This is a genomic window from Isoptericola jiangsuensis (assembly GCF_048320105.1).
In the GTDB taxonomy this organism is placed as follows: Bacteria; Actinomycetota; Actinomycetes; order Actinomycetales; family Cellulomonadaceae; genus Isoptericola; species Isoptericola jiangsuensis_A.
Genome location: NZ_CP182942.1, coordinates 2775208 through 2789277, shown reverse-complemented (window position 1 = coordinate 2789277; position 14070 = coordinate 2775208). Strand labels below are relative to the sequence as shown.

General features: G+C 69.9%; 14 protein-coding genes and 1 pseudogene. 11 read left to right on the top strand and 4 right to left on the bottom strand.

All coding sequences use genetic code 11. The annotated features are described in order from the left end of the window. Positions 1-68: 68 nt before the first annotated feature. Positions 69-359, top strand: a pseudogene (locus ACNHYB_RS12785) (integrase core domain-containing protein); the annotation flags it as partial. Positions 360-390: 31 nt separating this feature from the next. Here ACNHYB_RS12785 and ACNHYB_RS12780 read toward each other — a convergent pair. Next, positions 391-651 carry a DUF4265 domain-containing protein gene (locus ACNHYB_RS12780; RefSeq protein ID WP_418275719.1) on the bottom strand — a complete coding sequence of 87 codons (261 nt, stop codon included), beginning with the start codon at positions 649-651 and terminating at the stop codon, positions 391-393. A 182-nt stretch (positions 652-833) separates the two neighbouring features. Here ACNHYB_RS12780 and ACNHYB_RS12775 point away from each other — a divergent pair, with 182 nt between their 5' ends. From ACNHYB_RS12775 to ACNHYB_RS12760, 4 genes are all read left to right on the top strand, one after another. Continuing rightward, on the top strand, positions 834-2150 hold the full coding sequence (locus tag ACNHYB_RS12775; RefSeq protein WP_418275718.1) for an ISL3 family transposase: 1317 nt from the start codon (positions 834-836) through the stop codon (positions 2148-2150). A 431-nt stretch (positions 2151-2581) separates the two neighbouring features. Then, the gene (locus ACNHYB_RS12770; RefSeq protein ID WP_418275716.1) at positions 2582-3103 is read left to right on the top strand and encodes a hypothetical protein; all 522 of its coding nucleotides are present in this window, start codon (positions 2582-2584) and stop codon (positions 3101-3103) included. Between the two features lie 9 nt (positions 3104-3112). Further along, entirely contained in the window at positions 3113-3721 is a 609-nt protein-coding gene (locus tag ACNHYB_RS12765) for a hypothetical protein (RefSeq protein ID WP_418275715.1), read from the top strand. A 266-nt stretch (positions 3722-3987) separates the two neighbouring features. Beyond that, complete coding sequence (locus ACNHYB_RS12760) at positions 3988-5310, top strand: IS110 family transposase (RefSeq protein ID WP_418275714.1); 1323 nt, start codon at positions 3988-3990, stop codon at positions 5308-5310. Between the two features lie 169 nt (positions 5311-5479). Here ACNHYB_RS12760 and ACNHYB_RS12755 read toward each other — a convergent pair whose 3' ends face one another. After that, on the bottom strand, positions 5480-6409 hold the full coding sequence (locus tag ACNHYB_RS12755) for a cold-shock protein (RefSeq protein ID WP_418275713.1): 930 nt from the start codon (positions 6407-6409) through the stop codon (positions 5480-5482). A 158-nt stretch (positions 6410-6567) separates the two neighbouring features. Here ACNHYB_RS12755 and ACNHYB_RS12750 point away from each other — a divergent pair, with 158 nt between their 5' ends. The 5 genes from ACNHYB_RS12750 to ACNHYB_RS12730 all read left to right on the top strand — a co-directional run bounded on the left by ACNHYB_RS12750 (position 6568) and on the right by ACNHYB_RS12730 (position 9712). Then, positions 6568-7029 (top strand): hypothetical protein, encoded by a 462-nt coding sequence (locus ACNHYB_RS12750; RefSeq protein WP_418275712.1) that lies wholly within the window; start codon positions 6568-6570, stop codon positions 7027-7029. Further along, the gene (locus tag ACNHYB_RS12745) at positions 7026-7337 is read left to right on the top strand and encodes a winged helix-turn-helix domain-containing protein (RefSeq protein WP_418275711.1); all 312 of its coding nucleotides are present in this window, start codon (positions 7026-7028) and stop codon (positions 7335-7337) included. The genes ACNHYB_RS12750 and ACNHYB_RS12745 overlap by 4 nt, the downstream gene beginning before the upstream one ends. A gap of 65 nt (positions 7338-7402) precedes the next feature. Further along, complete coding sequence (locus ACNHYB_RS12740) at positions 7403-8503, top strand: AI-2E family transporter (RefSeq protein WP_418275710.1); 1101 nt, start codon at positions 7403-7405, stop codon at positions 8501-8503. A 79-nt stretch (positions 8504-8582) separates the two neighbouring features. After that, positions 8583-9158 (top strand): 1-acyl-sn-glycerol-3-phosphate acyltransferase, encoded by a 576-nt coding sequence (locus ACNHYB_RS12735; protein ID WP_418275709.1) that lies wholly within the window; start codon positions 8583-8585, stop codon positions 9156-9158. A 2-nt stretch (positions 9159-9160) separates the two neighbouring features. After that, the gene (locus ACNHYB_RS12730; RefSeq protein WP_418275708.1) at positions 9161-9712 is read left to right on the top strand and encodes a GNAT family N-acetyltransferase; all 552 of its coding nucleotides are present in this window, start codon (positions 9161-9163) and stop codon (positions 9710-9712) included. Positions 9713-9733: 21 nt separating this feature from the next. Here the strand turns inward: ACNHYB_RS12730 and ACNHYB_RS12725 are convergent, their stop codons facing one another. Beyond that, positions 9734-11848, bottom strand: coding sequence for a hypothetical protein (locus ACNHYB_RS12725; protein ID WP_418275707.1), 2115 nt, complete (start codon positions 11846-11848; stop codon positions 9734-9736). A gap of 241 nt (positions 11849-12089) precedes the next feature. On the opposite strand from ACNHYB_RS12725, the gene ACNHYB_RS12720 reads away from it, so the two are divergent. After that, complete coding sequence (locus ACNHYB_RS12720; protein ID WP_418275705.1) at positions 12090-12350, top strand: hypothetical protein; 261 nt, start codon at positions 12090-12092, stop codon at positions 12348-12350. Between the two features lie 54 nt (positions 12351-12404). Here the strand turns inward: ACNHYB_RS12720 and ACNHYB_RS12715 are convergent, their stop codons facing one another. Then, entirely contained in the window at positions 12405-13976 is a 1572-nt protein-coding gene (locus ACNHYB_RS12715; RefSeq protein ID WP_418275704.1) for a SulP family inorganic anion transporter, read from the bottom strand. Positions 13977-14070 lie beyond the last annotated feature (94 nt).

The window sequence follows — 14070 nt, the reverse complement described above, 5'->3', positions numbered from 1 at the left end:
CCCATCTCGACGGTCGTCCCACAACACCCTCCTGACCTCGGGTGTTGCGACCACCGGTTGAGCCCGGGCAATTTCGAAGCCGGCGATTCCTGGCCGCGCTGCGCCGTCACGACCTGCGCGGATCCATGGGGCAGGTCGCCTCCGCGGGAGACAACGCCGCCATGGAGTCCTTCTTCGCGCTGCTGCAGAAGAACGTCCTGAACCGGCGCCGCTGGACCACCCGCGAAGACCTGCGGATCGCGATCATCACCTGGATCGAACGCACCTACCACCGACGCCGCCGCCAGGCCCGCCTCGGACGATTGACCCCCATCGAGTACGAAGCCATCATGACCACTCAGGTCGCACTCGCCGCCTGACACCCGCTGTCACCTATCCGTGCAGCAGTCCCTAGCGACCGGATCGGCGCAGCACTCCTGCTACGACGTACTCGCGCTCCGCCTGCGGAGCCGTCTGCACCAGGTCTCCCAGTGCAACGTCATACAGGAAGAACGGGATGCAGCACACCTCGAAGGTGTCGTCGCTGACCTGGCGGCACCACAGCTGTTCGTAGCGTTCTTGCTCGGGCAGTGCGGCATTGACGATGAAGTTCGCGCGCTCGCGCCAGGCCGGCTCGTCGTGAACTGAGAACTTCTCCGTTGGTGCACTCATCCGATAAGTCTCCACGTCTTGCGAGGTCGATGGCACTCGACTCTCGCTGGCGGCTCGACCGGGCAGTCCGACGCGCTTCTGCATGAGGTGCGCAGGGCGACACACGGTGACACGGCGTCCGGGCAGGGGTCGAGGTCCCCCAGGATGGAAGTTCTCACACTGGCCATCCGGAAGACCTCGACGTGCGTGACGCTACCTTCGCTGCTCCTGACCTGACCACCTTCGCGCGCCTGGACGAGCTCGGCCTCGTCGCTGTCGGGCAGCACGTGGAGCCCGACCGGGCGGTGCTGGACTGCCGTGTCGCAGGCCGGCAGGACGATCCGTTCTGCCGCAGGTGCGGCGCCGAGGGCGTCATCCGAGACACCGTGACGCGGCGTCTGGCGCATGAGCCGTTCGGGTGGCGTCCGACGACGTTGCTGATCAGGGTGCGCCGCTACCGCTGTGCGGGATGCTCGCGTGTGTGGCGCCAGGACACCACGAAGGCTGCTGGACCGCGGGCGAAGCTGTCGCGCGCGGCGGTGCGCTGGGCATTGGTCGGGCTGGTCGTCGGGCACCTGACCGTCGCCCGGGTGGCCGAAGCGTTGGCGGTCGCGTGGCACACCGCGAACGACGCCATCCTGGCCGAGGGCCAGCGCGTCCTGATCGACGACGACACCCGGTTCGACGGCGTCAGGATGATCGGCGTCGACGAACACGTATGGAGACACACCCGCAGGGGCGACAAGTACGTGACCGTCATCATCGACCTCACCCCGATCCGCGACGGCGCCGGACCTGCCCGCCTGCTCGACATGGTCGAGGGCCGCTCGAAGAACGCGTTCAAGCAGTGGTTGGTCGGGCGCCCGAAGACCTGGCGCGACGGCATCGAGGTCGTCGCGATGGACGGCTTCACCGGCTTCAAGACCGCCACCACCGAAGAACTGCCCGACGCGACGGCGGTGATGGACCCTTTCCACGTCGTGCAGCTCGCGGGCGACGCCCTGGACCGCTGCCGACGCCGAGTCCAGCAAGACCTGCACGGCCACCGCGGACGATCCAAGGATCCGCTCTACCGGGCCCGGCGGACCCTGCACACCGGTTCCAGCCTGCTCACCGACAAGCAGCACGCTCGACTTGAAGCACTGTTCGCCGTCGAGGAACACATCGAGGTCGAGGCGACCTGGGGCATCTACCAGCGGATGATCAGCGCCTACCGCCACCCCGACAAGGCCCGCGGCCGCGAGCTCATGACTGCGGTCATCAACTCCGTCAGCAAGTCCGTGCCCGCCGCCCTCGTCGAGCTGCGCCGACTCGGACGAACGCTCACGAAGCGTGCCACCGACGTCCTGGCCTACTTCGACCTACCCGGCACCAGCAACGGTCCGACCGAGGCGATCAACGGCAGGCTCGAGCACCTACGCGGCTCCGCCCTCGGATTTCGCAACCTGGCCCACTACATCGCCCGATCCCTCCTGGAAGCCGGCGGCTTCAGACCGCTGCTACACCTTCATCTGCGATGAGCCACCAACCTCTCCGGCGTTCGACGGCAGCAACGGTTCGATCCGCTTCCACTGCTTGTTCGTCAGGATCTGGAAACGGCTCACGGCCGAGAGTCCGCCGCCACCGCCGCGCGCGGAGTTGGGAGAAACGCCCGAGGTCAGTCACGATTCGGTAACGATCGAGGCGCCGGTGAAATGTTCTGCTGCCGACGGCAACGTATAGGCGACAAGCAAGCCTCGCGAGGCGCCGCCCTTCACCCCGCGAAAATCAGATCTTGCGTGAGCGCCACACACGGGTCGAAACGCCATGCCCAAATCGCACCTGACCTGACATGAAAGATTTGCGCCCAACACTTGACAACCCTCATGGGTGGCACCAGAATCCCAAGCGGCGAACCACCCCAACGAAAGGACCTCGGGTGCCCACTCACGCAAGTAGAAAGAATGCTCGAATGGCTGTGACAGCGTTTGTCGCTGCGGGTTGGCTTGCATTGGCTTCAAGCCTTCCCGCGTCAGCCACCTACTACTCCGGCGGTGTTGGCGACAACATCTTCTCGGTCCAAATCACGGGCGTGAACAGCACGTGGAATGGATACCTGAAGCATGGGATCACCACGTGGAGCAACACCTACAGCAAAACGGGGACTTCGATCGCGAACTCATCAAGCTCGAACAAGAAGATGACGGCGTCCAACTACAGTACTACCTGGCTCGGCCTGTACACGCCGGGAGGTACTCGTTCGGATCGCTCCTTTACGATCAAGGCAAACGCGACGAGAATTAACGACATGACCGGTGGCACATTTGCGCGCTGGGCACAGTGGGTCTCCAATCACGAGCTAGGTCACGGACTCTCGCTCGCTGACAACCCAAGCACCAGTCGGTCCTCCGTCATGAAGTATCTTTCCTCGTCGTCCAACCCGTCTACTGGCCTTTTCAGCTATGACCTCGACGAAGTCATTCGCATTTACTAGGGAGATTTGATGAGTAAACTGATCCGCACCGCACTCGTCGGCGTCGGCCTGGGCGCATCGGTCGCGTCGATTGCTGGATGCTCACCCGCATCTAGCGGCGACGAGGTGGTCTACCACGCTTCGTATCCGGTCTACTCAAGTGTCGAAGATCTGGAATCATCTTCGGACCTCATTGTGATTGGTACACCGATATCCAGTGAAGTACGGCAGATCGATGTTGCGGCAGAGGCACCCGTGCCAGGAGACTCGGAACTTGATCCTGGCTCTGGCGATGTCGAAGGTGAGGAGTTGTCGAGTCTGTTGACGTACACGGTCTACGAGGTCGAGGTCGACCAGGTCTTGCAGGGCGATGCACGCCGTGGCGAGACCGTGGAAGTTGCGATCCTGGGGGGCACGATGGGGGGCGTCACTTACCGTGAGGCTGAGGGAATCGACCCACTCGCGCTGAACGAGGACGCCGCGTTCTATCTCGCCGCGTTCGAGGGCGCACCTTATCAGCCCCTAAACAGTGCACAGTCCATCTATGCGAAGAGCAGCGACTCGACGTTCACATCTGTTGGAGTCGAGAACCCCATCTCTCGAGATGTCGCCGCTTCTCTCCGAGCGGTGACCGAGTAGGGCCTGAGTTCTGGACATGACGGGCCCTAGACGGTATGGCGTGACCGCTCGTCGTTGAGTTGGGCCCCGGCCCGAAACCACTCCACGACGAGCGGTCACGTCAGGGACTGCTGCACGGATAGGTGACGTTGATGGTGTAGGGGTCCGCGTCGTCCGAGCGTGTGACCCCGTCGGTGACTGACGACCGAGGGCCTGTCTTGGAACTGATCCGTCCACGCTCGGGCGGCGTGGGCGCCGGTCCGACGCATGTCGGCCAGAGGTCCATCATGACTACTTCCGTCACTAACGTCATCGGGGCGCCCACCATCGTCGCGGGCGTCGATACCCACTCCGAGACGCATCACGTGGCCGTCTTGTCGGCAACGGGAGCCAAGCTCGGCGACCGGGCCGTCCCGGCGACGGCAGCCGGCTACGACGAGCTGCTCCGGTTCGTGCGTTCGTTCGGTCAGATCGGCCTCATCGGCGTTGAGGGCACCGGCTCCTACGGGGCCGGGCTCGCCCGCTTCCTGAGTGGTGAAGGCGTACCGTTTCGGGAAGTCATCCGTCCTCGCCGCGCCCAGCGTCGCAGGGGCAAGTCTGATCCGATCGACGCCTACGCCGCTGCTGCCCAGGCGCTGGCCGAACCCGAATCGCTTCCGCTGGCCAAGGCCGGCGACAGTGCCGTCGAACAGATCCGCGTGCTGCTGATCGTGCGGCGCAGTGCCGTCAAGGCACGCGTCGCCGTGATCCGACAGATCAGATCGATGCTGGTCACTGCCCCCGAGGCGCAGCGCGTGCGCTGGTCACGGTACCGGGAGCCCGAACTCATCGAGACGATCGCGGCCACCCGACCCGGTTCGGCCACCGACTCGGTGACCGCGGCGACCGGATCCGCCCTGCGACGTCTTGCACGCCGCCACCAGTACCTCACCGCCGAGATCGACGAGCTCGAGGACGACCTGCGCGTGCTGGTCCAGCACACGGCTCCCGCCATGATCGCCACCAAGGGCTACGGCGTGATCACCACCGCCACGCTCCTGGTCACCGCCGGGGCCAACCCTGACCGGTTGCGGTCGGAGGCCTCGTTCGCCGCCCTGTGCGGAGCATCACCGATCCCGGCATCTTCCGGCAAGACGCACCGGCACCGACTCAACCGCGGAGGCGACCGGCAGGCGAACTGGGCGCTGCACCAGAACGCACTCTCCGCCGACCCGCGCACGAAGTCCTACTCCACGCGCCTGCGCGCCAGCGGAAAGTCGACCAAGGACGTCCTGCGCTGCCTCAAGCGCGCCATCGCTCGCGAAGCGTTCCGACTTCTCGTCCGACCCGACCCAGTCCCCGCGACCGGTGACCTGCGCCAGCTACGCCACGAGCAGGGCAAGACCCTCGCCCAGGTCGCCGCGATCCTGGCCGTGGAGCCCGCGCGAATCAGCGAACTCGAACGCGGACGACGCCCCCAACGCAGAGCTGGCGACCGCCTACCGCGCCCTCCTCAGGGCCGCTTGACACCCATAGGAGCATCATCATCTGATCTGGCAGGAGTCCCGCACATGCGACGGTTGAGTACCAGCGCACCGCGGGTCTGCCGTCTGAGGAACTCGCCACCCTAATGAGAACCCGGCTACGACACGCTACCGCGAAGCTGCAGGCCACAGCCCCGCTCGTCCGACAGGTACCGCGCGAACCTACAGCCGGGGCACAGGAACGCCCGCGGCGATGACCGCCGCGGGCGTTCCGGTGCCCTGTCGCTCCGACGAGCTCGACTCGGACGATGCCGGCTCAGACGATCTCGACGCCGTCGGCCTGCGGCCCCCGATCGCTCTGGCGGACCTTGTACCGGACCCGGTCGCCCTCTTCCAGGATCTCGGATCCCCGCACGACCGAGACGTGCACGAACAGGTCCTCACCCCCGGCGTCGGGCGTGATGAAGCCGAAGCCCCGGTCCTCGTCGTAGCGCGCCACGGTGCCCTCGCCACCGCGCACCGGCCCGCCCGACGCACCCGGGCGCCCCGGGCGGCCGCGGTCCGCACCACCGCGAGCGCCGCGGGAGCCGCCGACGACCTGCACGTTGCGAGCGTTCGGGCCCTTGTCGCCCGCGACGACGTCGTACGTCACGCGCGCGCCCTCGTCGAGCTCGGTCAGGCCGCGGCCGAGCGCCTTGACGTGCACGAAGACGTCGTCGCCGCCTGCGTCGGGAGCGATGAACCCGAAGCCCTTGACGTCGTCGTACCAGGTCACCGTGCCGTCCGCGCCGTCCGCCGCGGGTGCGGCGGCCTGGGCGCCGAGCGGCAGCAGGTTGTCCGCCTGCGGCCCCTTCTCCCCGTCGACGACGAGGAACGCCACCCGCTGACCCTCGGCGATGACGCCACCGGTGACGATGGCCGAGCTGTGGACGAAGATCTCGGTGCGGCCGTCGTCGGGGGTGACGAAGCCGTACCCCTTGGCGGGCTCGTACCAGTTGACGGTGCCGAGGACTCCCAGCGGCGCGTCGGCGGCCAGGTCGCCGGTCACGCGGACTCGGCGCGCCTGCGGGCCGCGGTCGCCCTCGCCCATCTCGAACTCGACGGCCTGCCCCTCGCGGAGCTGCTTCGGGCCGTCGTCGCCGACGATCTCGGACGCGTGCACGAACAGGTCGTCGCCCTCGTTCCCGAGGTCGATGAAGCCGAACCCTCGGTCGGCGTCGAACCATCGGACTGTTCCCTGGGGCACGGAGACTCCTTCACTCGTCAGACATTGCTGCCACCCAGTGTCCCCGACAGAACTGCCGGCGCGTGCCCGGAGCCTCCCCTGCGCCCCGGCAGCGCAGGGAATGTGAGCGACGACGCACATACTTGCCGGGTTGGAAAGTAGTTGCCTAAAGTGCCACCATGGAACACCTCCAGGGGCCCGAGGGCGCACCGACGCACCGCGATGCCTCGCACCTGCTCTCGCAGGCGGGAGCCACCACGGTGGAACGTCCGGGAGACCGGCGCACCCACGCCACCTCGGTCGCCGCGGTGGGCCTCCTGTGGGGACTGTGGGCCGGTGCCTACTGGGCCACGGCGGGTGCGCGATGGGAGGGGCTGATCACAGCCGCTCTCCAGGTGGTCGCCCTGGTGGCGCTGATCGCCCTCGTCGTCCACCGGGAACGTCGCGTCCGCACCGTTCCACGCGGCGTGCGTCGCACCGCCATGGTGGGCGCGCTGTGCACCGGCCTGCTGTTCCTGGTGGCCGCGTTCCCCACCGTCGACCGTGGCGCCGGTGGTCTGCCGGCCGCGCTCGCGATCGCCGTCGGTGTCGCCGCCCCGGCCGTCTGGGCCGCTGCCCGGGTCGCGCGGGCACCTCGATGACGCCCGACGAGTCGGACGCTCCACACCCGCGTCATGACCTCGACCCCCTGCTCAACTCCCCCGTCCGCCTCAGCATCGTCGCGGCACTGGCGTCGGTCGACGCGGCGGAGTTCCGCGTCGTGCGCAACACCGTCGGACTCAGCGACTCGGCCCTGAGCAAGCAGGTGAGCCGGCTCGAGACCGTCGGCTACGTCGCGGTCCGCAAGGACGCGATCGGCCGCTATGCCCGCACCTGGCTGCGCCTGACCCGCCCGGGTCGCTCCGCCCTGGCCAGGCATCTCGACGCGCTGCATCGCATCGCCGGCTGAGCACGCCGCCGTCGGCACCCGAGCGTCGGGGCGCGGGTGGTGACCTGCTCGGATAGGTTCGGCCCATGGCAGCCGTCCGCCCCGGTCCCGTGCGCGAGCGCTCGACGCTTCTGCGGTGGGGTCGCCGTGCCTGGGCGGTGGTCGGGATCGTCCTGGCGGCGATCGCCGTCTACCTCGGCATGTCGATGATCTCGGGACTCGTGGTCCCCCTCGTCATCGCGCTCGTCGTCGGTGCGCTGTTCGCGCCCGTGTGCGTGGTGCTCAGCCGGTGGATGCCGCGCCCGGCCGCTGCGCTGGTGGTGCTCGTCGGCCTGGTCGCGGTCGCGGTCGGGACGCTGTGGGTCGCGGTGCGGGGCGTGGTCGAGCAGTCCGCGGAGATCGGCGAGCAGATCTCCCGGGGCTTCGACGCGCTCGCCGTGTGGCTGGCCGAGACCGGGGTGACGATGCCCTCGTTGACTGACGCCTCCGAGGGCCTGCCCGAGTGGGGCACGTCGCTGCTGTCCGGGTTCACCGCCCAGCTCGGCGACGTGTTCTCAGGGACGGCCGCCCTGGTGATGGGCACGTTCGTGGGGATCTTCCTGCTGTACTTCGTGCTCGCCGACTGGGACCTGCTGACCCGCTGGACGTCACGCCACCTGGGGGTCGCCGAGGACGTCGGGGCGGGGATCATCGAGGACAGCTCCTGGGCGATGCGCCAGTACTTCCTCGTGCTGACGGTGTCGAACCTGGTGGTGGCGATCATCGTCGGCCTCACCGCCGTGTTCCTCGACCTGCCGCTCGCCTTCGCCATCGCGGTGGTCACCCTCGCCACCGCGTACGTGCCGTTCCTGGGGGCGATCGTCTCCGGCGCGTTCGCGGTCCTCATCGCCCTGGGCTCCGGCGGGATCACCGCCGCGGTCATCATGCTCGCCATGATCCTGATCGCCCAGAACGGCGTGCAGACGATCATCCAGACCTTCATGTCCCAGGGCGCCCTCAAGCTGCACCCCATCGTCATCCTCGGGTCCACCATCGCGGGCGCGGCCCTGTTCGGCCTGCTGGGCGCCGCCCTGTCGACGCCGGTGGTGGCGATCCTCATCAAGGTCGTCGAGCGTTTCCGTGCGCTGCAGGCCGCACCGGCCGACGACGTCGCTCCGCAGCCTCCGTCGGCGCCCGAACCTGCGTAGCAGGACCCCGCTGGTCGCCGCCGGGAGCACGGGGCCCGGCATCGCCCACGGGGCAGGCTCCCGGCCGTAGAATCGGCGGATGCTCTCTTCGCTCCGGCGTGGCGTCGCATCGGCCTTCTGGCGCCTGAGCCGGTGGCGGTTGCACTCCGAACCCGCACCCCCGCACGCCGGCATCCTCATCGGTGCCCCGCACACGTCCAACTGGGACTTCGTCCTCATGCTCGCCATCTCCTGGCGCCTCGGCCTCGACGTGCGCTGGCTCGGCAAGCACAGCCTGTTCGCCGGGTGGAAAGGACCGCTCATGCGCGCCCTCGGCGGGATCCCCGTGGACCGCCGCGACCCCAGCGGCGTCGTCGCGGAGGTCCTGGAGCACGTCCGTGCGGGCGAGGTGTTCCACCTGGTCGTCACCCCGGAGGGCACCCGGTCCGGGGACGGCTGGAAGTCCGGCTTCTACCGCATCGCCCGCGAGGCCGACCTGCCCGTCACGCTCGGCTACGTGGACCGCACGACGATGACGACGGGACTCGGCCCCACCATCCGGCTCACCGGGGACGTGGGCGGCGACATGGACCGGATCCGCGAGTTCTACGCCGACAAGGCCGGGTACCGTCCCGAGCTGCGCACCGAACCCCGGCTGCGCTCGGAGGAGATCTGACGGTGCCCGACGGCGTCACCCCGGTCGCGCTGCCCGCCGGCGTGACGCTGCGGCTCGTCGGGATCGACGACGGTCCGGCGCTGGCCGCCGCCCGACGGCGGGACCGGGAGCACCTCGCCCCCTGGGAGCCGGTGCGACCCGAGGGGTTCGAGGACGTCGACCAGCACGTCGACCGCATCCGTGACCAGCTCGACGGCCACCGGGCCGGCCGGCTGGTGCCGTACGTGCTGGAGCAGGACGGGCGGATCGTCGGCAGCCTCACCGTGAGCGACGTCGTGCTCGGCGCCTTCTGCAGCGCCCACGTCGGCTACTGGCTCGCGAGCGACCTGACCGGGCACGGGGTCATGACGGCCGCCGTCCGCGCGAGTGCCGTCCAGGCGCGCGACGTCCTCGGGCTGCACCGCCTGCAGGCCGCGACCTTGCCGCACAACACGCCGTCGCAGCACGTCCTGGCGCGCGCCGGGTTCGAGCAGATCGGCTACGCCCCCGCGTACCTGCAGATCGCGGGGCGCTGGCAGGACCACGTGCTCTTCCAGCGGATCCTGCACGACTGACCGGACGGGGCCGGGCGCCGTTCACCGCGGGTGACCGCCGACCTCGACCGCATCGTCACCGGCCGCCTGGTCGGCGCCCGCCTCGACGTGGGTGTCGGCGTCGGTGTCGCTGCCGGTGTCGGTGTCGGTGTCGGGTCCCCCGGCCTCCGCCGTGGCCCGTCGCTTCCTGCGCCGCACCCGACCGAGGGACAGCAGGACCAGACCCGTCAGCAGCGCCAGCGCCGCCACGACGACGGCGGCCCCCACCCACGGGGCCCGGTCGGCGGCGGACTGCGTGTCGGCCGCGAGCGCCCGGGCCCGGTCGAGGTCGCCGTCGGCGAGGGCGGTGCGGGCGTCGGCAGCGGTCTCGGCGGTCCCGAGCAGGGTCTGCCCGAGCTCGGTGACGGGGTCGTCCTGGGCGGCGACGGTGTCGCGTGCGGCGCCGACCGCGCCGATCGTGGTGGCCGCCTCGCCGAGGAGCTCGGGGAGCGCGGCGTGGTCCTCGGCGGTCTCGGCGCCGTCGTAGGCGTCGAGGACGGCCGCCGGGACGGGCAGGCCGGTGGTTTCGGCGGCGTCCTGGACCGCGGCGGCGACGGGTGCGGTGGTGGCGAGGGCGTCGACGGTGTCGGTGGCGGCGGCGAAGCGCCAGCTCGTCATGGCGGTGCGCAGGGCTCGGGGCGGCTGCCAGTCGCCGTCGGCGTCGTCGTAGGCGGCGTAGGCGGCGCGGGCGTCGGTCCGCTCGTCGAGGAGGGCGGCGTCCTCGGAGCCCACCACCCAGGTGCGCATCGCCTCGGTCCCGTCCACACCGCCGCGTTCGGCGGCGAGGTCGAGGAACTGCTGCCAGTCGACGGCGCGGGTGATGCGGTCGCTGCCCGGTGCGGCGTAGGGGTCCTCGCCGGCGAACGCGGCGGAGACGACGGCGGTGAAGGTCTCGTCGTCGAGGTCGCCGAGGACGGCCTGCACGGCCGTGTAGGCGGCCGGGTAGCCGTAGTCGTCGGCCTCCCGGTCCCACTCGGTGTCGGTCCAGTCGAGCAGGGCGAAGGCGTCGGCGTGGTCGCGGTCCGGTGCGCGCCGGGGTGCGTCGTCGGACCCGAGGGCGTCGAGCACGCGGTAGGCGGTGACCTCGGTGAGTCCCTCGTAGAGCCAGCGGCCGGTGAAGCGTTCGCCGTCGAACCAGGCGTGACCGAGCTCGTGGTAGAGCGTCGCGTCGTCGAACTCCTCGCCGACGACGATCTCGTCGCCGTGGTCGTCGAACCAGGCGTAGCCGAGGACCTGGGGCGAGACGTCCTCGCGCACGACGTCGATGCGCCCGGGCCACGGGTCGCCGATGAGGCGTTCCAGCTCGGGCATCCCGGTCTCGATGCGTTCGGCGGCGAAGGTGAGCCAGGCGTCGTCGCCGGGGAAGCTCTGCACGGTGAGGGTGTCGCCGTCGCCGACGGCCAGCTGCTTCTCGTCGGACCTCTCCGGGTCCCGCACGGACACGGCCGACCAGATGCCGCCGTCGCCGTTGTTCTCCCGCAGGGTGTAGGTGGTGCGCTCGTCGCCCGCCTTCTCGTCGAACTCGTCGGTCGCGTCGAAGGTGGAGCCGGTGGGCGCCTGGACGACGACGCGGGTGCGGCCGTCGTCGCCCCACGCCTGCACGGGGAAGGTGGCGTAGCCGGGTCCGACGCGGGTCCACAGCTCGTCGTCGCGGATCGGGTCGCCGGCGATCCGGTAGGTCCACTCGATGGTGCGGGTGCGTCCGTACCGCAGGGGCGCGAAGCTCACCTCGGCGTAGCGGGTGCTCGGGTCGTCGGAGGCGCTGAGTCGCACCGGCAGGTCGGTGCCGCCGCTGGTGGCGGTGACGTCCTTCGCGGAGTGCGGCACGGGGATGCTGTAGTCGACGAAGAAGTAGTACCGGTCGCCGCGGTCGGGGGTGACGTTGGTGATCGTGGTGGTCACCTCGGCGGTGACCTTGCCCTTCGCGCCGACGACGTAGGTGGCGCGGGACTCCTCGGTGAGGCCGTTCGCGGCGGACGCCCTCGGGCCGGCACCTCCGGCGAGGACGCCGGGTGCGAGGAACCCGGTGAGCGCGAGCCCGACGGCACACACCGCCGTGGCGGACCGGCGGACCAGGGAGCGCAGGCGTCCCTGGTGAGAAGTGTCCGTCTGCTGCACTGTGCGCCCCGTCGGTCCTGCGGCGGCCGCCGTGACCGCCGTCCAACCCTAGCGATCGCGCGGGGGCCCGTGGGCGGCCCTGTGGACGGTGAGACGGAATCGTGACGCGGCCCACCGAAGCGGGCAACCGGTTGCTCGGGACATTTGTTGATCGGTTCAGTGATCGCGCGCCCGCTCGGCTCGCGGGTGGGGCCCACCTCAGGTAGACCGGTGCAAAGAGGAACTGACCCGGGGGGACACCATGGGGACCGAGGCCGGAGCGACGACCATCGCACTGCTCACCGCGTGCTCCGACGACGACCTGGGGATACGTTCCGCCGTCGTGCAAGAGCTGCTCGACGAGGCGACCGGGGACCCGCGCCTCGCCCGGCAGGTGATCACCACCATGCTGACCGCGTCCGTGCTGTCCCTGCGCGCCTACTCCGACGCGACCGACCGGGAGCCGTCCGACGTGCTGCAGGCGCTCGGGCTGAGCTGGTCGGCGCGCTCCCTCGAGGTCTGAACCTCTCCGCCCCACCGGTGCCCGACGGCGTGCGCGCGCACCCGACGACGCACCTCAGTGCCCGGCGCCGAGCCGACCCGCCAGCAGGTCCAGCCGCGCCCGGCTGTCCTCGTTGAGGCCCCGGAACTCGACCGTCTTGCCGTGCGCCGCGTACTTGTGCTGCACGGCGTCCAGCGCGGCCACCGTCGAGGCGTCCCACACGTGCGCCGCGGACATGTCCACCACGACGCGCTCCGGGTCGCCCGCGTAGTCGAACTGGTACACGAGATCGTTCGACGAGGCGAAGAACAGCTCGCCGTCGACGGCGTAGACCCGCACACCGTCCTCGTCGGACGCGTCCAGGCGGGTCACCGTCGTCATGTGCGCCACCCGCTGCGCGAACAGCACCGCCGCGACGACCACGCCGACGATGACGCCGTAGGCCAGGTTGTGGGTCCACACCGTCACGCCGACCGTGGCGAGCATGACGACCGTCTCCGGCACGGGCATGCGGCGCAGCGTGGAGGGCCGCACCGAGTGCCAGTCGAACGTGCCCACCGCGACCATGATCATCACGGCCACCAGGGCCGCCATCGGGATGATGGACACCACGTCGCCCAGCACCACCACGAGGACCAGCAGGAACACCCCGGCGAGGAACGTGGACAACCGCGTCCGCGCCCCCGAGACCTTCACGTTGATCATCGTCTGGCCGATCATCGCGCAGCCGCCCATGCCGCCGAAGAACCCGGTGACCAGGTTGGCGACGCCCTGACCCCACGACTCGCGCGTCTTGTTCGAGTGCGTGTCCGTGACGTCGTCGACCAGCTTGGCGGTCAGCAGCGACTCGATGAGCCCGACCAGCGCCATCGCCAGCGCGTAGGGGGCGATGATCTGCAGCGTGTCGAGGTTCAGCGGCACGTCGGGGAAGAACAGCGTCGGCAGCGACGACGGCAGCTCGCCCTCGTCACCGACCGTCGGCACCGCGATCGTCGCCGCCACGCACACGAGCGTGAGCAGCACGATCGCGACCAGCGGCGCCGGCACCACCCGGGTCAGGCGCGGGAAGAACACCATGATCGCCAGGCCCGCCGCGACCAGCCCGTAGATCCACCAGCGGTTGTCCGCGGTCACCTTGTCCCCGAACAGGTGCGGCAGCTGGGAGGAGAAGATGAGGATCGCCAGCGCGTTGACGAACCCGACCATCACCGACCGCGGGATGAACCGCATGAGCCTCGCGACGCCGAGCACGCCGAGCACCACCTGGATCAGCCCACCCAGGATGACCGTCGCCACGAGGTAGTCCAGACCGTGGTCGCGCACCACCGGCGCGATGACCAGCGCGATCGCCCCGGTGGCGGCGGAGATCATCGCCGGCCGGCCGCCGACGAACGAGATCGTCACCGCCATCGTGAACGCCGCGAACAGGCCGATCTTGGGGTCCACGCCCGCGATGATCGAGAACGCGATCGCCTCGGGGATGAGGGCCAGCGCGACCACCAGGCCCGCGAGGACCTCGGTGCGCAGCCGGGTCGCCGAGCTGAACGCCGCACGGAACGAGCCGGACGACGTCGCCTCGGGAGCCCCCGAGGCGGGTACCGGCACGGGAGCCGGGTCGGGCAGGGAGGCACGCAGGTCGTCAGGCACGAGGGCGTCTTCCTCTCGGTGGTGGCGCAGCGGGGCGCGCCGGGCACGGACGGGGGCGCGACGTGGCGCGGAGAAGGTGAGGTGCCGCGAGCGC